Genomic DNA, 21,463 nt, shown 5'->3' with positions numbered 1-21,463 from the left:
GTGGTGCGCTCACAGCTCCTCCTCGAGTCGTTGCGCGATGTGTCCCATCACCCCGGGGTCGCCCAGGGTTGCGTGTGTGGAGTCGACGGCCATCACCTCGACGTCACCGCCGACCACCCGCCCCCAGGCGCCGGGGTCCGGGTTGTCGGTGGCCGCGACGTAGAGCACCTTGGCGACGGGGAACGGACGCAGGTCGTATGACCGGGCGGCCCGCGCCATGGTGGCGGATCGTTCGTCGAAGCGTCGGACCGCGACCGGGTCCCGACGTTCCGCCGCGTCGCGGAGCGGATTGGTTTCGCGCAGTTCGTCATCCGGGACCGAGTCCAGCTCGGACGGGGTGCGCGGATCGAGGAGCACCAACAGCGCGACCTCCTCGCCGGCCTCCACGAGTTGTCGGGCGATCTCGTGCGCGATGACCCCGCCGACCGACCAGCCGATGAGGCGGTACGGGCCGGTCTGCTGGACGGCGCGCATCGCGGTCACGTGCCGGGTTGCCATCTCCGTCAACGACGTCGGCATGTCGCGGGTGGCGTCGATGAGTTCCGGCAGTTGCAGCCCCATCACCGGTGTCGAGGTGAGGGCGTCGGCCAGTGGCCGGAATTGTTCGACGACGCCGGCCGCGGTGTGCACGCACCACACCGGGTTTCGTGCGTCGTCGCCCGATCCAGACAGCCGCACCACCCGGTCGTCGGTCTCCCCTTCCGGTCGCTCGATCAGTTCGGCGATCTCCTGGGGTGTCGAGTGTGCGAACATCTCCGGCACGGACACCGCGACGCCGGTGCGCCGCACCAGTTCATCGCGTAGCGACAGCAGGGCGAGGGAGTTGCCGCCGACGGCGAAGAAGTCGTCGTCCATGCCGACGTCGACGCCGAGTACCGCGCCAAAGGCGTCGACCACCGCGTGGTCGATCGGGGTGGTCGGTGCCCGCCGCGAACGGACCCATTCGGGTTCGGGCAGCCGGTTCGCGTCGAGTTTGCCCGCGCCGGTCAGTGGGAGTGTGGCGATCTCGACGATGCGGCTCGGCACCATGTGCCGGGGCAGCATGGCGCGGCATCTGTCACGCAGCTGACGGGTCGGCGTGTCCGGGGACACGACGTAGGCGACCAGCGCGGGCCCGGCCGGACCATCGCGCAGCACCGTCACCGACTGCGCCGCTCCGGCATTCATCAACACTGCGTCGATCTCGGCGGGTTCCACGCGTTGGCCACGGACTTTGACCTGCCGGTCGGCCCGGCCGAGGTAGACGAGTTCGCCGGTCGCGCGGTCCCAGCGGACCACATCTCCGGTCCGGTAGCCGCGTCGGCCGTCCGCGGTGGCGACGAAACTCGCTGCGGTGAGCGCGGGGTCGCCGAGGTAGCCGCGGGCGACTCCGGTTCCGGTGACATAGAGTTCGCCGGCGACGCCGGGTGGGACGGGTCGGAGTTGCCGGTCGAGGACGAGGGCACCGATGCCGGGACGCGGGCGCCCGATCCGCACCGGTCCGCCCGCGCGGTAGGGGCCCGTCGACACGGTCACCGTGGTCTCGGTGGGTCCGTAGATGTTGACCACCTGCGCATGTCGGGCCCAGGTGTCGGCCAGGTCGGCGGTGAGCGCCTCACCGCCGATGTAGACGAGACGCAACGACGTGATGTCGGGGGCGGTGAGCGTGCGCATCACCGATGGGGTGGCGGTGAAGACGGTGACGCGTTGCTCGCGCAGGAAGTCGGTGAGGTCGTGGCCGCCGGAGACGTCGGCGGGCACCACGACGAGCGTGGCGCCGGTGGCCAGAGGCAGCAGCAGGTCGTGGAAGGTGGCGTCGAAGCCGGGGCTGATGGCCATGCCGACGCGGTCTGAGTCGGTGACGTCGCCGAGTGACGCGACACGATGCACGCCGCGGTGCGGCACGCCGACGATGTTCGGCGTGCCGGTGGTGCCCGATGTGGTGATGACGTAGGCCAGCTCATCCGGCGACACCCGGATGACCGGTTCCGGGACAACGTGTTCCGTCGGTTGCGGCGGGACGTCGTCGGGGACGATCAGCGTGGCGCCGGTGGCCGTGACCACCTGGTCGAGCCGCGCCGCCGGGTAGGTGACGTCCACCGGCACGCACACGCCGCCGATGCGGGTGACCGCCCACAGCGCCACCACCGATTCGATCGACCGCGGGATCACCACGGCGACCACGTCCCCGACCCCGATCTCCCGGGCCCGCAACGCGCGCGCCGTCTCCGACACCCAGTCGTCGAGCTCGCGATAGGTCAGCGTCCGAGTGCCGTCGGCGATGGCCGGTTTGGTCGGGTACTGCTCGACGGCGGCGGCGAGGAGGTCGCCGAGGAGGGGTGCGTGGCCGTGATCTCGATACGCCGCCTCGCTACGCTCGGAGGCTACTCGATCAGCGAACGGCGTGGGCGTCTGGTCGTGATCTCGATACGCCGCCTCGCTACGCTCGGAGGCTACTCGATCAGCGAACGGAACCACAGCCTCCCCAACCGCTGGTCGAGTAGCCGACGAGCCGCTAGGCGAGGCGGCGTATCGAGACCACCCCGCCCACCCCGCCACGAACTCCCGCTCCCCGGCACTCAGCAGATCGACCGACGACAACGCTCGCCCACGATCCCCGACAACCGCCGCGACCCCAGCCACCATCCGCTCACCCAGAGCCCGAATCAGCGCCTCGTCGAACAGATCTCGCGCATACTCCAGCCGTAGTCGCCAGCCATCCGCCGACTCCATCGCGACGACGTGCACATCGAACTCACTGCGTGCGTCCAGTAACCCACCGTCGGCGCCCGACCACCCGACAGCGGAACCGTCGGCGACCGAGAACGCCACCTGAACCAGCGGATGGCGTCCGGGTTCGCGCGGCGGGTCGACGATCGCGACGACGTCGTCGAATGCGATGGCCGCGTGATCACTCGCGGCCAGGTCGGTATCCCGGACGTACTCGATCAACCCTGCGGCGGTCAGCCCGGGCGCGAACCGGGTACGCAGCACCACCGTCGAGATCAGCATCCCGACGGTCCGCGCGCTGTCGGCGTCGCGGCGCAGCGACACCGGGGTGGCCACCGCGACGTCATCGGTACCCGCCTGGATCGCCAAAGCCAGCGCGACGCCGGCATGCAGTACGTGGAAGTCGCTGGCACGCGCTCCCCGGGCGGCGAGACCCACGAGCCCCGATGTCTGCGCATCAAGCGCGAATTCGACTGTCGCGGTGCGTAGATCTCGCGTGACCGGACGACGCGGCGTGAGATCGAGGCGGCCGCTGTACCCGTCGAGAGTGTCGGCCCAGAAGGCGGAGTGGTCAGCGCGCGAACGTTCCTCGTCCGCGGCCATCCGGCGTGCGACGACGTCGAATCCGACGGCCGCCTCGGCCGGTGCGGTACCCGAGAGCAGCGCCGTGAGTTCATCTCCGACGATGACCGCCGACTCCCCGTCGAGCACGATGTGGTGGGCCAGCATCACCACCGCCACCGGAGCGGTCCCGGACTCCATGAGCCACACGCGGACCGGTGGCCCGGCCGCGAGGTCGAAGGGTTCACCGAACTCGCCGAGTGCCGCGCCGGTCGAGTCCGCGGCCATGCGCCGGATCTCGGGCCGCCACTCGGACACGATGCGTTGGCGCGGCCCGTCAGATGTGGTCAGGAATCGGGTGCGCAGCGCCGCATGCCGACCGACGACAGTGTGCACGGCGTCGATGACGTGCGCGGCGTCGACACCGGAGGGTACCGGCACCACCACCGGCACCGCATAGATCGACACGTCGCCCAGCAGTTGACTGTTCACCCACATCCGCCGTTGCGTCGGCGCCAGCGGCAGATCCTCGCCTCCCCCGCCGACCGCCCGCACTCCCTCGACGGCCGTGCGCACGTCCGTGTCCGTCGTCCGCAGCTCGCTCACGGCCCGCGCCAACTCCACCGGGCCCGGGTTCTCGAACAGCAGTCGGGTCGGGACCCGCACGCCGAGTTCGCGTCCCAACGTCGACGTCACCCGCGTCGCCGACAGCGACGTCCCGCCGAGAGTGAAGAAGTCGTCGCCCTCGACCACGGCCGATTCCGGCACTCCGAGTACCTCGGCCATCACCCCGACCACCGACCCGACCAGCGCCCGGTCCTGCGGCACTGCGACAACCCGCTCCGTGCCGAGGTCGACCGGCGCCTCGACGACGCGTCCGTCCAGCAGGGGGAACGGCGCCGCGACGTCACCGGCGGCCGCGACCAACAGCGTGGTGAAGTCGTCGAGCAATTCCCCCGCGACGTCACGCGGGATGTAGCCGGAATGCACGACGGTGACCACGATGGCGCCGTCGTCCTCGGCGAGGACGACCTCGATGTCGAACTTGGCGTCCACGGTCGAGATGGCGTCGACCACCGCCGCCCGCCACCCGTTGGCGTCGTCGGGTCCGCCGGTGAGCATGTCGTCGGAGATGGTCGGCAGCACATCCTCATTGACGAGGAGGACCGAGATGAGCGGGTCAAAGCCGTCGTGCGCGTTCGGTCGCACAGCACGCGCGACCGCGTCGTAGGGCACCTCGGCGTGGTCGGCCGCCGTGAGCGCGACGTCACGTGCCTGCGCGACAACGGCACCGATCGGCTCGTCGACGGCCACCCGGGTGCGCAATGCGACGGTGTTGACGAACATGCCGACCACCGATTCCCAGTCAGCCGCAGTGCGTCCGTGGACGGGCACCCCGACCACGCCGTCCCAGCGTCCGGTCCACTGCCCCAGCGTCGCGACCAGTGCGGCGTGGGCGAGGTGAAACACTGTGGCCGACATGCCCGATGCCGCCTGCCGCAGGCGGTCACCGATCGCCCGGTCCATCCGCGCCGACAACCGGCCGGGTTCGAGTTCGGTGGCCCGGCGTCCGGGAATCCGGAACGGTTCGACGACGCCGTCGAGCGTCGACATCCAGTGACCGAGTTCCGCGGTGTAGCGGCTGGCCGGATCGTCGGGTCCGCCGAGCCGGTGCGTCTGCCATTGGGTGAAGTCGGCGTAGCTCAGCGCGCCGTCCGCGGGGCCCGGCAGGATCTCGCCGCGGTAGGCGCGCAGGAGGTCGTGCAGCAGGATGCGCATGGACCAGCCGTCGATGGCGATGTGGTGCAGTGCCGCGACGAAGTAGCGCTCGCGCGTCTCGCCCCGCTCCCCGACCTCCAGCACGACGGCCCGAAAGCCCGGCTCGTGTTCCAGATCGAAAGGTGCGGAGAGGAAGTCGTCGATGGCCACGCGCTCGTCGCCTGTTTCGACCGTCTCGTGCCGCAGCACGGGTCCGGCCCGGTCGAGGATGCGTTGGACCGGCCCGGCTTCGGTGTCGGGGTACACGGTGCGCAGCACGGCGTGCGTGTCGACCACCGCGTCGACCGCCTTCTGCAGGGCCGCGATGTCGATGTCGCCGGCGATGCGGATCACCACCGGAACGTGGTAGGCGGTGGATTCCGGGTCGTAGCGGTGGTGAATCCACATGCGGCGCTGCGGATGTGCCAGTGGCAAATGCTCGGGAACCGGCAGCGACTCCGGTGCCGACCCGGTGTCGGCGCCGCGCTGCTCGTCCAGGTAGTCCGCCACCGCGCGCAGCGATCGCGATTCGAACAGCACGCGGACCGGGACGTCGACGCCGGTCGCCGCGGCCAACCGGGAGGAGACCCGCGTCGCGGACAGCGATGTGCCGCCGACCGCGAAGAAGTCGGCGTCGGCGTCGAGGTGGTCGACCGGCACGTCGAGCACCTCGGCCCAGATTCCGGCGACGAGATGGTGGGTGGCGTGGGACAGCGCCGTCACCGCGGTCGTCGGGACGGTCTCGGGTTCGGGCAGCGCGGCGAGGTCGACCTTGCCGTTGCGGCCGATCGGCAGTGATGCGACGGAGATGATGTCCGACGGAATGATGCTGCGTGGCAGCACATGCGACAGTTCGGTGCGTAGCGTGTCGGGCCGGATGTCGGTGCCCGGTTCGGCGGCGACCCACGAGACGAGGATCTTCTCGCCGCCCGCGGTGGTGCGGACCGCGGTGACCGCGTTCGCCACCTCGGGCAGCCTCGTCAGGGCGACGTCGATCTCCGACGGTTCGAGTCGGATGCCGCGTATTTTCACCTGATCGTCGGTGCGGCCGTGGATCACCAGTGTGCCGTCGGCACGACGGTGCACGAGGTCGCCGGTGCGGTACATGCGTTCACCCGAGCCGGCCGGGTCGGCGATGAACGCAGCCGCGGTGAGAGCCGGGTCGTCGAGATAGCCTCGGGCCAAGCAGCTTCCGGCGACGTACAGTTCGCCGACGGTGTGCGCGGGTACCGCTCGTAGCCGGCTGTCGAGGACGTGAGCGGTCACGCCTGCGATCGGGGCTCCGATCGGGACGCTGCCGTCGACGGGGTCGGTGAAACGCGCACTGCTCACCGCGACGGTGGATTCGGTGGGTCCGTATTCGTTGCTCATCGTGGCGACCGACGTCCAGTCGCGGACCAGCGCGGCACCGAGGGGTTCACCACCGACGGCGACGTGCCGGACTCCACGCAGTTCGTGGGGGTGCAGTGTCGCGAGCACCGACGGTGTGCTCAGCAACACGGTGACGTCGTGGTGGGTGATCACGTCGCGGAGGTCGTCGGCGGCGATGACGTCGGGCGGACAGATGACGATGGGCGCGCCGACGATCCGGGCCGGCACGATGCCCATCAGGTGGGCGTCGAATCCGACTGCGTACGTGTGCAGTACGCGGTCGTCTTCGGTGAGGTGCAGCCGCGTGACGGTGTCCCGCGCCCACCCGGCGAGGCCGCGATGGGTGACCACGACGCCCTTCGGCGTCCCGGTGGTGCCGGAGGTGAAGGTCAGGTAGGCGGCGTCGTCGACGCGCAGCGGTCGCACCCGCTCGGTCACGTCGAACGGCGCTGTTTCGGCCGGCGGCGTGATCTGATCGACGGCGATCACCGCGGTCGACGGATCGAGTTCCCGCGCATGGTCGGTCAGCGTCAGGACGGCTCGTGGCCGGCACCGCGCGACGACGGAGCGTCGACGTTCGGCCGGGTCGGCGGGGTCGACATTGACGAAGGCGGCCCCGGTCCGGGCGACGGCCACGGTGGCGATGACGCCCCACACCGACCGCGGGAGCTGCTGCACCACGATGTCGCCCGGTCCGATGCCGCGGGCGATGAGATCCCGGGCGAGGGTGGTGGCGAGGCGGTCGAGTTCGACGTTGGTGAGTGCGGTGCCGTCGTGCACGGCGATCGCGTCCGGGTGGTCGGCGAGTCCGGTGGAGAGCAGGTCGGCAAGGGTTTCGGCCGGCCGCGCTGACTGCGGGACCGCGTCGGCGCCGGTGAGCAGTGCAGTGGTCGGCCGGTCGACGTCGGTGACGGCTCGGCCCAGCGTGTCGATGACGAGGCGGCACAGGGCATCAAGCCGCTCCGCGGACGCGACCCGGTCGGTGCAGGTCATGGTCAGGTGCAGGTGCCCGTCGGCGCGGTACATCGAGACGTCGATGCCGAACAGCGGAACGCCGAACGCATCGCCCTCGCCGCCCTCCCGCTGGTCGAGACCGACGCCGCCCTCCCGCTGGTCGAGACCGACGCCACCCTTCCGCTGGTCGAGTAGCCGACGAGCCGCCAGGCGAGACGGCGTATCGAGACCATCACCCCCACCCAAGCGGTCCCCCCGCTGGTCGAGTAGCCGACGAGACGGCGTATCGAGACCACCGCCGCCCGACCAACCCGACACAACCTCATCCGGCACCATCCCGAACGACACCTCGAACAGCGGCGTCCCCGCCCCCGCGCGGCCTGGGTCGGCGATGTCAGCGATCGCCGTCAGCGGCAGGTCGGAGTGCGCGAACGCACCGAGGTCGACGTCGGTCACCCGCGCCAACAGCTCACCGAACGGGAGGTCGAGGTCGATCGCCGTGTGCAGCGGAACGGCGCGCGCGAACAAGCCCGGCACTGTCGCCAGTCGTGGATCGAGACGCCCCGACACCGCGGTCCCGATCGTGACGACCGGCGAATCACCCTGCCGGGCAAGCACCGCCGCCAGCGCCGTGTGCACCACGATGAACGCCGTGGTCCGCCGCTGCACCGCGAGCGCATCGAGAGCGCCGGTCAGCGAGTCCGCGAGCGACCCCGACGCCCGATGTACCGCAACCTCGGCCTCGTCGTTGGCGGCGGCGCGCAGGTTGATCTCGGGCAGCATCAGCGGGCGTACCGGTTCGGTGAACGCTGACGACCAGTGCGCGACGAGTTCCGCCTCTCGCGCACGCACCGTCTCGTCGCGCCACATCGTGTACTGCCGGTAGTCGACGGTGTTGGCGGCGCCCGTCGACCCGGAGATCTCCCGGGCCAACTCGTCCCGCAGGATCGGCAACGACTCGCCATCCACCGCGATGTGATGCACGACGACCAGAATCCAAGTCTCGCCATAGAATTCGGTGACCCGCACCCGCCATGGCAGCGCCGCGCCGACGTCGATGGGCGTCACCAGTGAGCTCAGCGCTGTCTCCGCCGACGTGGCGGGGACCCGGGTCGAGAGTTCCCCGGCGAGATACTCCGCGAGTTCGTCGTCGCTCCAACGCCGTTGGTAGGGCGATGCATCGTGGAGTGGGAAGCTGGTGCGCAGCGCATCGTGTCGCCCGACGATCGTCGCGACTGCTCGACGCACGGTGTCGGGTGAGGCCGGCACCGGTATCGCGAGCGGCATGAGGTACCCGGTGAAGTCGGGCTGCGTGCGCCAGCGAAGCCAGATGTCCATCTGCTCGGGCGTCAGCGGCAGGTGCTGCGGCTCGTCGCGTTGCACACCGAGCGACGGCAGGTGTTCGGCGGACGCGTCGCTCGACGACGCGTTCTCGATCATCCGGGCCAGCCCCTCGACGGTGGGGTGATCGAAGATGTCGCCGACGCCGACGGGGTGGCCGGCGGCGGCCAGGGCGGCAGCGAATCGCGCCGCCGACAGCGACGTCCCGCCGGCGGCGAAGAAGTTGGTGTCCGGGGACGGGTCGGCACCGTCGCCGATCACCGCGTGCATCGCGGCCGCGACTGCCGTTTCCAACCCCGCCAGCTCCCGTGACGAAGTCGGCGAGTCAAGCAGGCCGGCAAGCAGTTTCTCCCGATCGAGTTTGCCCGTCGGGGTCATCGGATAGCCCTCGACGATGCACACCCGGGCCGGCACCGCGTACGCCGGGAGTCGGGCCACGCAGGCGTCGAGCAACGCGGCCTCGGTCAGGGCCAGCAGCGCGTCGCGGTTGGCGAATCCGTCTTCGGTGACGAAGGCGACGAGCCGCTCGTCGCCCGCGGTCTGGCCGGGCGCGACCATCACCCGCACGTCCCCGACGCCGGGCACCGAGCGCAGAACGGTCGCGATCTCACCGAGTTCGATGCGGTGGCCGCGCAGCTGCACCTGGTCGTCGACGCGGCCCAGGTAGACGAGGCGGCCTGGTTCGACTTCCCGGACGCGGTCTCCGGTGCGGTACATCCGCGCGCCGCTGCCGGCCGGGTCGGCGACGAACCGTGCCGCCGTGAGGGCAGGCGCGTTCAGGTAGCCCAGCGAGAGTTGTTCGCCCGCAATGTACAGATCGCCAACTGCGCCAGTGGGTACCGGTGTGAGCCGGGAGTCCAGCACCGCCCACGCGACGCCGTCCAGCGGTGCGCCGACGATGCTCCGTTCGTCGTCGACATCGACGTCGCAGGCGGTCAGATGCACGGTGGTCTCGGTGATCCCGTACATGTTGATCAGCCGCAAACCCCGACCGGAGCCGCCCTCACCGCCGGTCGAGTACTCCGCCCTCCCACCGCTGGTCGAGTAGTCCGAGCCGCCCTGCCCGCCGGTTGAGCACTCCGAGCCGCCCTGCCCGGTGGTTGAGTAGTCCGAGCCGCTAGGCGAGCGTTCCCCGGTGGTTGAGTAGTCCGAGCCGCTAGGCGAGGACGTATCGAAACCACCACCACCCACCCCCACCCGCCGATCCACAAACCCCCGCAACGCCGCCGGACTCAACGCCTCCCCACCGAACACCACGGCGCGAACCATCGCGAGCGCTCCCGGCCCGACGACCGCCGGGTCGGTCAGCACCCCGAACGCGGTGGGCGTCTGCGACAGGATCGTTACGGCGTGCAGATCGAGGGTGGCGGCGAGCAGTCGGGGGTCACGCACCGTTACACGGTCGACCGCGACGACGCTGCCCCCAGAAGCCAACGCGCCGAGGATCTCCCACACCGAGAAGTCGAAGGTGTAGGAGTGCACCCAGCTCCACACGTCACGCTCATCGGCGCCGACGACATCGAGGGCGGCCCCGAGCATGGCGGCGACGTTGGCGCGGGTGACCACCACCCCCTTGGGCACACCCGTCGATCCGGACGTGTGGATCACGTACGCGCCACCCGGGATCGGATCGGCGACCGCGAGTCCCGCGCCCGACGTCACCCGGAGGCCGGCGGTCACCAACGCTGCAGGCTCGGTCGCGTTGAGCAGCAGATCGATTCGTGCCTGCGGATGGTCCGGGTCCACCGGCACATACACGGCGTCGATCATCAGCGTCGCGATCATCGCGACGACGGTGTCCGAGCCGCCGGGCGTCATCAAGGCCACCCGATCCCCGTGACGCACCCCGAGCTGCGTCAGCCGGGCGGCGAGGTCACGGGCTCGAGCGGTGAGCTGCCGATAGGTGAGTCGATCGTCGCCCGCGACCAGTGCTGTGGCGTGCGGTCGGGAGGCGGTATGCCGTAACAGCGCGTCGACCGGATCGATCAGGAGCGTCGTGCGCGACGTTCGCGCCGGCCAGGCGGTGACCGGCGCGCAGGCGACCACCGGCCCTGCACCGTCCGCCTGCGCGAGCCCGGCGACGGTGGCGAGGAATCGGTCGAGGATGTGTTCGGCCGCACCTACATCGACGTGTTGACTGGCAACAGTGAGCGTCACCTCGAGTCCATCCGGACCGTCGACGATGCTGAACTCCAACGCGGTTCGCGCCTGGAAGGTGGGCAGGCTGTCGCCGTCGGCGATGATGCCGGACGCGGTGACGTCGGGTTGGTCGGCGTGGTAGGCGAATATCACGTCCGACAGGCCGGTCGGCGCCGACGCCGCATGCTGGAGCGCCTTGCTCACGGATGCACCGACTCGCGTGAGTGCCTCGGTCACGATCAGTTTCCGAATGCCGTTGGTGCGCAATGGCACGGTCTGCACATACATGCCGACCTGGTGGAGTTCGTCGCTGGTCTCGCGGCCGGCGACGGGCATCGACAGTACGAGGTCGTCTGTGTCGGTGTAGTCGCTCAAGGTCGTCGAGAGCGCCACGCACAGCAGGGAGTTGAGGGTGGTGTCGGCGGTGCGGGCACGCTCGACGGCCGCGTCGCGGATGTCACCGTCGATGGTGCGGCGCAGGTAGGTGGCCGGTCCGCGGGTCAGTCCGGCGGTGTGAGCTGTCGCGGGTGCCGGCAGCACGATCTGTGTCGGCGCGCGGCGCAGGGTGCGCAGCCAGTAGAACTTGCCGGCCGAGTCCTCGGACGGGTCGCGCGCCTCGAGAGTGGCGCTGAACCCGATCGCCTCGCTCTGCCACAGTGGCTCGTCGCCGGCCATCCGCGCCTGCACGGCGTGCGAGAAGTCCTCGAGCACAATGGGCAGCGACCATTCGTCGATGGCGATGTGGTGGGCCACCAGGACGAGGTCGACGGTGTCGCCGGACTCGTCGATCACCGCCCGCCACGGCGCGGCCACGGTGAGGTCGAAGGGGGTGGACACGGCGCGTTCGATGCCGGCGGCGTCCAGGGTGGCGCGGGTGATCGGTGCTGCCGCAATGGCATCGGCGACACTTCGCACCGACGCCAGTGGTTCGCCGTCGTCGTCGGGGTAGATGGTGCGCAGCGCTTCATGGCGGCCGGCGACGTCGATCAGCGCCTTGCGCACGATGTCTGCGGTGACGCCGGCGACCAGCGAAAGGTGAACCGGCAGGTGGTAGACGATGGCGTGCTGGTCCGCACGATTCAGCAGCCAGATCTCCTGCTGCGCACGGGTCGGCCGGTACTGCACCGCACCTCCCGCACTTTCCCGCCGGGGGGCAGCTTTCTCGATAACCGTCGCGAGGTCACGCAGAGTGGCCACATCGTTGAGTTCCCGTACCCCGACGACCACCTTGAGCGACGCGCCCAAGTGCGCGGCCAGCTGCATGAAAGCCATGGAGTTGGCGCCGAGCTGGACCAAGTCGTCGTCCATCGACGGGCGCTCGACGCCCACGATGGCCGCGACGGCCTCGGCCACAGCTTCTTCGGTCGGAGTCCGGGGTGCGCTGTAAGGCTTGGGGGCCGACCGCGTGGCGGCGAGCAGGAGCGCAACTGCGTCCCGGTCAGCGACACCCGACGCGGTGGTCGGCACACTGTCGATCAGTGCGACCTTGTCTGGCCAGATGACTTGTGGAACTACCGAGTTCACACGACGACGCACCGCGGCCGGAAGGCGATCGCGATCTGCGTTGTCGTCGGCGAGGATTCCGATGCCCAGCCCCGTCGCCCCCGCCACCGCGACTACTGCTTGTACTCCGACGACCTCGAGGGCTGCCTGCTCGAGCTCACCGAGATCGACCCGGACACCGTCGACGACCACCTGATCCGCGAGCCGGTGATCGACGACGAGCTCCCCGCTCGTCCCATCAATGTGTCCGAGGTCCCCGGTCCGCTCCCCGTCCACCCATATCTCGCCGGTCATCCACGCCGGCACCCGATGCCCGCGCGCATCCCGAACCTCAAAGCCTCCCCCGCTGGACGAGTAGTCCGAGCCGCTAGGCGAGGACGTATCGAGACCACCCACCCCCACAAACCCCAAATCCCCAACCAACATCCCAGGCGCCTCCAACAACGCCCGCGAGAACGTCTCCAACATCCCGAGGAACTGGCGGTGATGTTCATCGACCTCGGCTTGCGCGTACCGATTCGGATTCGCCTCGAACCCGACCATCAGCGAGTCGGAGCCCGACTTCCCCGGCAGCGGATAGATGTTGATCGTCAGGTCGTCGGCGAGTCCGACGGTCAGGATGTGGAACGTCGCGGTTGCGTCGCCGCAGGGGAACTCGCGATCGAAAAGCATGAGGTTGAGCATCGGCCCGGAGCGTTCCTGCGCTGCGGTGCGCGGGGTTCGTCCGCTGGTCTCATCGGCGGCGACGTCGGCCCAGATGTCCTCGCCCCGGTAGCGCTGGTGGCGGAGGGCGCCCATAAGTGCCGACTGGGTGGTCTGCAGCGCAGATTCCACCGTTCCGTCAGCTGCGACGTGCGTCCGCAGCGGGACGGTGTTCGCAACAGGCAGCGGCGTCGACCGAAGTTCAGCAGTGGTGCGTGCCGCCACGGGGAACTGAAAGATGACTTCGTCCCCGTCGGCGGCTCGGCTGAGGTAGGCGCCGAAGGCGGCAGTGATCAGAGTCGGAAGGATCGTCGAATGCTGTTCTGCCACACGATGCAGCAGTTTCATCGTCGCGTCAGGGATCGGCGCTGCCCCACTCCAGCCGATCGCCGCCGGAGCACCGTGACGGTGTGCGAGTGTCCTGCCCATCCCGACGCCGGCCATCGCCTCCCGCCAGTACGCACGATCGGTCTCGAACCGACTTGACGATCGGTACTTCGCATCCGCCCGTGCGGGCAGGTCGAAGTCGACCGGCTTCTCCGCCGGCAGCGGTGTGCCCTTCACCCCGGCGGTGTACGCGGCCAACGCCTCGACCATGCGCTCTTTGGCCCCGATGCCGTCGGTGACCAGATGATGAGCGCGGTTGTACACCAAGAACTTCTCGTCACCAAGGATGAAGAGGCAACCTCGGGTGGTGCGGTCGACCCGAGGATCGAGAGGACGTGAATAGTCCTCCCGCATCATCGCTTCCGCCGTACTCCGCGGATCGTCCTCACCACGGAGGTCGATGACGTCCGCCCAGTAGTGCAATGAGGGGTCGTACACCCCGACCAGTCCGTCGTCCGAGTCCTCGAAACGCACTTGCATGAACTTCGATCGACGGACAGCTTCGCTGGTGTGGTGGACGAACTCATCAACGTTGATGGGTCCGTCGATCTCCACGTACTGCGCAGCGTTGATCGGGACATCGGGGATGGCCTGCTGGGTAGTCCAGAGGGCGTGTTGGGCCGCGCTGAGGTAGGAGGTGTGTGTGGGGACGTACTCGTTCATACGCGGCTCATCTTGTGGACGAACAGCATGAGCGCGATGTGGGCCGCCGAAGCGGCCTACCGGAGATTGCGATCCAGGCCACGAGATTCCTCGACCTCGGTATCCGCGCGAGGAGCCATTGTCTGCTCGCCTACGCCCACTGCCGCAGAGTCCTTTACCGGTGCGACGACGGTGTCGCTACTCGCCGAGCTCGGTCCGTAGTACGCGTACGTGGCGGAGCGTGCGTACCTGGTGTCGGTGAGGACGACTCCGGCCATACGTGCCTGTGCGCGCTGAAGGCTCACAATCGCCGCTGATACGTACTTCATCTTGCTGTAACCAACCCTCGTCACCACGAGCACCGCATCAACCGTCTTGGACAGGATCACTGCGTCGACAACAGGCAGGATCGGAGGTGAGTCGAACACTACGTAGTCATACTTCGCGGAGAGTTCCTTCAGGCCGGCCACCATCCGCTCCGAATCCAAGAGCTCGGCAGGATTAGGCGGCTGAGGGCCCGACGTCATGATCGAAAGATTCTCGATGGGGCCGGTCTGTACGAGGTCACCAAATGGCGCGTCCCCACGAAGCCAGTTCGTTAGGCCGATGCCGACAGGCAGCTTCATCCTCTTAGCGACCTGCGGGCGCCGGAGGTCCGCATCGACAAGTAGGACTGAGTTCCCCGACTCCGCCAGGCTCGCAGCCAGATTCATCGCCGTCGTGGTCTTACCCTCACCTCCGACGGCGCTGGTCACCAGAATCGTGCGAGGCGGGTTGTCGATATCGGCGAATGACAGACTTGTTCGCAGTTTGCGGTAGCTCTCCGCCGCCAATGATGCGCCCGCCGCGAAGTCGACCAGTTCATCGCCCTCGATGTTCGTGTCTGTGGGAACAGTCGCGACCACGGGAAGATCCGTGACTGTCTCCAGGTCGGCCTCGCCCTTGACGCGATCGCTAAAGCGATTGCGGACAAAGACCAAGCCCAGTCCCAAGATCAATCCAACAACAGCGGCCAGGAACACAGTTCGTAACGTGTTGGGACTGACAGGTGTATCAGGCTGTGCCGCTGGACTCACCATGCTCAACTTGACCAGCGGTTCCTGCGAACCCGCCGGGGTCTCGAGTTGCGCAACATAACGTGTCAGCGCTGCTGCCACACCGTTCGCCATCCTTGCGGCCAGCTCGCTGTCGGAGCTGCGTGCTCGCACGTTGAGCAACACCGTATTCGGGGTGGTGCTTGCGGAGACAGACGTGCGTGCCTCCGCCACATTCACCGGGAGATTTCCACTCCCAATGGCTTCCCTCAGCACCACATCGGAATCTGCGAGCTTGGTGTAGGAGGCCACGCGCTGCTCCGACGCCAGCGAGCCCTGGTAAGCAGCGGCCGGTGTGCTGTCGTCAACAGTGGATGAGATGTACATCGTCGCAGACGCCTGATAGATCGGCGTCACCAGAATGCAGTACACCAACCCCACCAGCCCGAAAAGCAAGGTGGTCAATCCGATTACAAGCCAGCCGTCGCGTATCACCCGAGCCCATGGAGGCAGGCCGCGCCGAACGTCGAGAGATGTTGATTCATTCATTTGAAACCCGATCAGGTTGTGGCGCAGCCGCTAACCGCGCGAATTTTCACGTTACGAGTAGGGTCGGATAACCAGGACATCGAGCGTCCCGCCTATCTCCGTCAAGAGCGTGAGATCGCATGTCAACACGCCGAACTAGCAATTGATGCATACCTCCAATCAATCGAGGGCGGACCACACCGTTTCGAACCACAGTTGCGAGCCCGCGGCATTCGGATGGACGCCAAGACCGTCCGGAACGATCAAAGACCCCAGATCCCGGCTTTTGTGAAAGGCTGAGAAGACGTCAATAATCGGCAGGCCTCGGCCGAGAGCCCAGAATCTGATCTCTTCGACGTTTCGAGCTGAGCGACTCGACCTCGGCGAGGTGGCAGCATTCTGCAGAATGACAGCGACCGCCACCGACTTGCCCCACCTGTTCCTGATTGCCTGGAAGAGATCTTCGGAATCACGGGACGCAGTCCCTGGGTGCTGGTTGTGACCAAAGGAGAGCAAGACTATGTCAGGACGCGTTGGCTGCAGGATATTCAGATTCGGAATCGCTTGTCCGGCAGACGACCCCGAGACCGACCCGTTCCAGATCGACAGTTGCGGTCCGGTCGCCCCATACAGGTATGGCTGAAAGAAGAACCGAGAGCGGTCTTTGTCCCACAGGTGTAGGCGGACTATGTGGTGGACCGAAAGCGCACGTGCCCACAGACCCACCCATTCGTCCGAGGTGTTGCCGGTCGAATCGCCCAGAACACTCACTGTCACATCGGAATTGGACGCCATTACCCCGCGCAGATCAGTCAAAGATGCCTCTGGTCGCGAATCAGTGTCGGTGGCCCCGCTCGATCGAGCAGCAAGCACGACGCATCCTGCGACCAGACAGGCGACCAAGGTTCCTGCGATCGCGATCATCACGATTCTCACCCGCGACACCCGTGGCCGGAACCTGCGATCGAGGGGAGATGCCAATTGCTTCAGAGAGTTCAACTCGCCGTCTCCCGCTCCGTCAATTCAGGCATCGGCTCATGAAACGAATCGTCCTCCTGCATCGACTCCCCTACTTCTTGCGAGAACCGATCAATGAGTCGCGCGGCAGCATTCACCGCTTCGGATTGACCCAACCTGCCGGCCTCAGAAACGAAGCCCTCGAGTTTCGTACGGCCAGAGACTGCCAGGGAAGCTGACGGTACAACCCAAGAAAGACTGTCCGCCAACTTGGTATCACCCGCGGAAGAGTAGACAACCGGTACGGCACCCGCACGCGCGGCCAGAATGCCCACATGCAAACGATCGGTCACACATACCGCACTCCGCGAGTAGACATCTGACACAGCGGCCTCCTGATCGCGATGCGTAACGCCGGGAGCCCAGGCGATATGCGTCGCACCCAGACGCGAGGCAAGCGCCGCATTGGCGCGATCATCGGACTTGACTTGAGTCACGCAGACGATGCGCAGAACGTGCTTGCTCGCAATCGCTTCAACCGCAGGCACGAACCACTCTGGCAGCGGCCGATCACCCCTGACCGATACGACCAGCGTGTCACCTCCACCGCGCGAGGGCGACAGTTCCGAACCTCTGAAGGCCATATCTGGGACCAGGGCGACGCTCCCGGCCAGGCGAGTCATAGTCCGTAGGTCACGTGTTCCATACTGAGAAGCCGCGCGGCGCAGAATGTTCTCGACCCAGACGTCCCAGCGATTCCCGCCGATCACGGACCGACCCAGAACAAGAACTGTACAGCCGCGTACTCTCGTCAGACTTGCGAACACCCCAAGCATGAGATGCTTGATTCGCCGTCCCACGGAGCGCCCAAGAAACGCGGGGCCGGGAGCGACCACAAGCACCGAACCACGCGTTGTCACAACCGAACCGAGTAGCTTCCGAGCGAATTCTCCCGAACGAGTGAATGTCTCGACATCGGAAGTGCAGCCGACCACCGAGGCGACGTAGTCATCCGACATGGAACCTGCGTAGACGCGCATCTGACTGCTGGGGTACCTCTCCCGCAGCATGGCGAGGCATTCACGACGAATGAAGACGTCGCCGATGTTCCCGTCGGCGGCCGAGATACTCACGTAAATTGTCGAACTAGTCATCGATGCTGCTCCGTTTCTCTGAAGATCGACCCAACAAAGAGCGTCAGCAACGCTGCCTGGATCATGAAGGTCGCGCACAACACCGCCGCTGCCGCATTCGCGCCCATGTCCAGAGTTCCGACCAGTACAAGTCCCGCGAGGCAAGCCACACATGAACCCACAGCGATCACAGCGACCAGGGATGACCGGCCCCAGCCCTGTAACAGGGAACTGAACTGCGACGCCACACTCGCGAAGACCAGTCCGATACAGACGATCTGGATACAGGGAACCGCGTCGGCATACGCCGGGCCAAGGGTTGTCGGAATCAGCCACGGACTGAGCGCGGCAATCGATGCGAACAACATCGAACTCAAGCCGACGACCATGACAACCGGAAGTAGAAGTCTGCGAGCGCCGGCCCGCCCTACCCTGCTGGCGTGGGGCATGAGCACCATCGCGAACGACGTGGGAACGATCCTGAACGGTGTTACAAGCCGACTGGCTGCACCATACATTCCGACCACCATCGGCGCGGCACCCGCCAGAGCAAGCACTGCCGCATCGAAATTTCGCAGCTGTACCGCTACCGAGTTCACCCAGAAGCCACCGCCGATTCGAGCGACCTCTGGACCCCACGAGAATCCCAGGGCGCCCTCCACGTACCGATGGTTTCTCCAGACCACCAACGGCAGAACAGCTATCGACCCGACCAGGAGCCCGGTCGCCGCGAACAGGGACGCGTCACCACTCACGCCGGTCGCGAGCAGGACGAAGCCCAGAGCGATCGCCCGGCGCGCGACAGTAGCCAGTGCATTCTCGTACACACGTCCGTCCGCCAACGATAGGCCGAGCCAGGACTCCACGTAGTTGTCGACCACACCCCAAGCGATGATGATCGGCACGAAAGCCTTTAATCCCTGCGTCATCTGGATCGGCAGCCACGCGATCACGATGAGGACGAGCACGACCGTGGTAATCAGGAGACTCATCCGGAGGGCGAGCCGAACGACGCCTTCCTCATATGGCGGCTTTACTCCGGGCTGATCAGCGCTCGCTGCGGCTCTGTGCGCAACGATCGTCTGGATGAGGCCGAGACCTACGACTGCCTGCAGCGCGACTACCACCCCGTACGCTGCGGCAAAGTAGCCGAACGAGGCAGGTCCACTGCTCCGCGCAATCAGGGCGAAGCTGATCGCCTGAAGGGCGGCGCCACCAACACGCCCGACGCCGACGATCGCTGCTTGTCCGAAGACTCTGGAGCTCTCCGAGCCTGTCCTTTTGTCGGCCTGCGTCACGCCGGCCGTCATGATCGGACCACCGTCTCCCACCGCGTGATCATGATGCTGCGCTCTGTCGTTCGGCGGCCACCGGGAGAACCAGTCCGCTCGGCTCGACATCTCGCGAAACCACCGTGTTGGCACCTACCACTGCGTTGTCGCCGATCGTCACTCCTCGCAGAACGATGCTGCGTGTTGCGATCCACACCCGATCACCAATCGAAATCGGCGCGTTGTCGAACTCGAAGCTCGACGATCGGCGCTGGTGGCTGCCGCTACAGAGCAGAGCCTGTTGGGACACACAGCAGTCATGTCCGATCCGTACGGGCTCAAGATTGAGAATCCACGCCCCTTCTCCGATCCAGCTGTTGTTTCCGACGCTCAGCTTCCACGGCCAGTGGATGCGGACGTCATGCCTGATCAGCACTCCCGTTCCGATCTCGGCACCGAAGGCACGCAGAACGCGAACACGGATACCTGATGGCACCCACCACAACGACAATGGTGTACGAACCGCCATCCAGACTGCCTGGATGAAGACGCTCCTGCCTTTGTTGTAGCCCGCTCCGCCGAACCTGCCGAGGTTCATATCCGGATGTGTCATGACGGTGACCCCAGGACGATGGACTCACTCCGGTAGGACCCGCTTCCGGCGACGCTATGAATCACAGTGCGGAACCGCGTTATCGCCGAATCTTGCGACAGTTCCGACCTGAAGTAGTCTTTGCCGGCATCCCCCAGTGCGCTTCGCAGATCGGATGAGGCCGCGAGTTCGTTGATGATCCTGACCAGTTCGTCCGGATTCGCAGGGTCCACTCGAATGCCTGCGGAAGATCTCGCGATCTCCTCCGCCGCAGGGGTATCCGCCGACGTCGCCGCAACGATCGGGCGACCCGCGAAGAAGTACGAGGTGAGTTTGCTCGGGACAGCCATACCCTTCAGACCTGACGCCTCGTTCAGCAACAGCACATCCGCCGATGCCAGCAGAGTCGGAAACTCTGATGTGGGAACCGGATCGTGAAACTCGATATTCGAGAGTTCGCCGGCCGCCGCCTCGACGTGGGAGCGCTCGGAACCGTCACCGACAAACACGAACTTCAGTTTGTCCAGCTGCTTGTTCTGAGCGGAGGCAGCCGCGTTGACCACGTTCAGTAGATCCTGCTTCTTGCCCATGTTCCCGGCGTGCAAGACGACCAGGTCATCGTCACGCCATCCGCGAGCGCTGCGGTATCGCGATACGTCAAGAGCACTGCTCGGTCCGCGAACGTGAGTCCAGTTCTTGATGACCGTTACTCGCGCGTCGTCAACGTCAAGCTCGGAAGTCAAATGGGTCTTGAATGAATCGTGGATGGCGACCACTGCGGTCATTCTCCGCAGCGTCCGAGACTCCACGGCGGCAACAGCTTTCTGCAGTCGCGATGACCGCGAGAGTCCCACCTCTCGCAGACCGAGTCCGTAGAAGTCCTGGACCCAGGCGATCATCGGAGTCGAGCGGGCGAACAGGCGGCCCCGAATCGCACATGCCAGCAGCGACGCGAGCGCGGGACTGACCACGACGACGACGTCTGAGTCCCTCAGCTCCGAAGCCAGCGATACACGGCAACCAAAAAGGAGTTCCATCAGCATTCTGGTGATCAGCCGAGGCTTACGAGGAACGATTGTCCGCAGTCTCTTCACCGAGACACCCTCGTCGAACTCCTGAGATGCCAGTCCGCGATACCCCTCGTAGACCTTCCACTGGGGGTAGTGCGGGTACGATGTAACGACTCTCACCGCATGGCCACTCTGTTGCAGTTCACGTGCCAATGTTGTTGTGTAGGGGGCTATTCCGGTCGGCTCTGGGCAGTAGTTCAGCGCCACAAGGCATATCTTCATTTCACAACCTCGGCTTTCACGATGAGCTAGAACTCGACCCGTTGATCAGCTCTGCTGAGCTCGTCCAGGGCCAGTGAATGACGCATTCGATCGTCATCGCCGTCGAAACGATCGCCGATCTTCTTCGCCGGGACACCGGCATTCAGCGAGTACTCGTCGGTGTCACTGGTAACCACCGAACCTGCAGCGATGACGCTGCCACGCCCGATCGTCACCCCGCTGAGCACCACTGCGGAGGCACCGATCCACACGTCGTCGCCAATCGCGACAGCATCCCTCATCGTGCCGTCCCGATCGCCCACCCATGTGGACAACAGCATGGGGACACCCACTTGATCGATCGCGTGATCGTCTCGACCGACGATGTGCACGTTCATCCCGATCATGACGAAGTTGCCGATCGTCCCGTCGACCTGGACGACCGATCGCGGCCCGATACTCACGTTGTTTCCGACCAACAGTTTGTGCGGCGCAGAGACGATCACGCCGCGGCCCGCATTGAAGCCGGCCCCGACTGTGACGTTGTCGGAGTCTATTGCGAGGCCGTTCATGAGGCCCCTGAGGGATCTTCTGACGACCGCAGGAAGCC

General features: G+C 66.5%; 8 protein-coding genes. All 8 read right to left on the bottom strand.

Features of this window, described 5'->3' with window-relative positions:
* Positions 1-9 precede the first annotated feature (9 nt).
* The 8 genes from D7316_RS27300 to D7316_RS27655 all read right to left on the bottom strand — a co-directional run bounded on the left by D7316_RS27300 (position 10) and on the right by D7316_RS27655 (position 21,425).
* The gene (locus tag D7316_RS27300) at positions 10-14,088 is read right to left on the bottom strand and encodes a non-ribosomal peptide synthetase (protein WP_232017041.1); all 14,079 of its coding nucleotides are present in this window, start codon (positions 14,086-14,088) and stop codon (positions 10-12) included.
* A gap of 56 nt (positions 14,089-14,144) precedes the next feature.
* Entirely contained in the window at positions 14,145-15,650 is a 1,506-nt protein-coding gene (locus tag D7316_RS23210; RefSeq protein ID WP_124710364.1) for a polysaccharide biosynthesis tyrosine autokinase, read from the bottom strand.
* 159 nt (positions 15,651-15,809) lie between these two features.
* The gene (locus D7316_RS23205; RefSeq protein WP_232017219.1) at positions 15,810-16,553 is read right to left on the bottom strand and encodes an SGNH/GDSL hydrolase family protein; all 744 of its coding nucleotides are present in this window, start codon (positions 16,551-16,553) and stop codon (positions 15,810-15,812) included.
* A 71-nt stretch (positions 16,554-16,624) separates the two neighbouring features.
* Positions 16,625-17,719, bottom strand: a complete 1,095-nt coding sequence (locus tag D7316_RS23200) for a polysaccharide pyruvyl transferase family protein (protein ID WP_164473847.1) — start codon at positions 17,717-17,719, stop codon at positions 16,625-16,627.
* 17 nt (positions 17,720-17,736) lie between these two features.
* Complete coding sequence (locus D7316_RS23195) at positions 17,737-19,029, bottom strand: lipopolysaccharide biosynthesis protein (protein ID WP_164473846.1); 1,293 nt, start codon at positions 19,027-19,029, stop codon at positions 17,737-17,739.
* 28 nt (positions 19,030-19,057) lie between these two features.
* The gene (locus tag D7316_RS23190; protein ID WP_124710360.1) at positions 19,058-19,603 is read right to left on the bottom strand and encodes a DapH/DapD/GlmU-related protein; all 546 of its coding nucleotides are present in this window, start codon (positions 19,601-19,603) and stop codon (positions 19,058-19,060) included.
* On the bottom strand, positions 19,600-20,859 hold the full coding sequence (locus D7316_RS23185) for a glycosyltransferase family 4 protein (RefSeq protein WP_164473845.1): 1,260 nt from the start codon (positions 20,857-20,859) through the stop codon (positions 19,600-19,602). The genes D7316_RS23190 and D7316_RS23185 overlap by 4 nt, the downstream gene beginning before the upstream one ends.
* A gap of 41 nt (positions 20,860-20,900) precedes the next feature.
* On the bottom strand, positions 20,901-21,425 hold the full coding sequence (locus D7316_RS27655; protein ID WP_124710358.1) for an acyltransferase: 525 nt from the start codon (positions 21,423-21,425) through the stop codon (positions 20,901-20,903).
* Positions 21,426-21,463 lie beyond the last annotated feature (38 nt).

Origin of the sequence: Gordonia insulae, from assembly GCF_003855095.1 — a bacterium.
Classification (GTDB): Bacteria; Actinomycetota; Actinomycetes; order Mycobacteriales; family Mycobacteriaceae; genus Gordonia; species Gordonia insulae.
The sequence above is the reverse complement of the archived record's forward strand: the minus strand, read 5'-3'. Positions and strand labels throughout refer to the sequence as shown.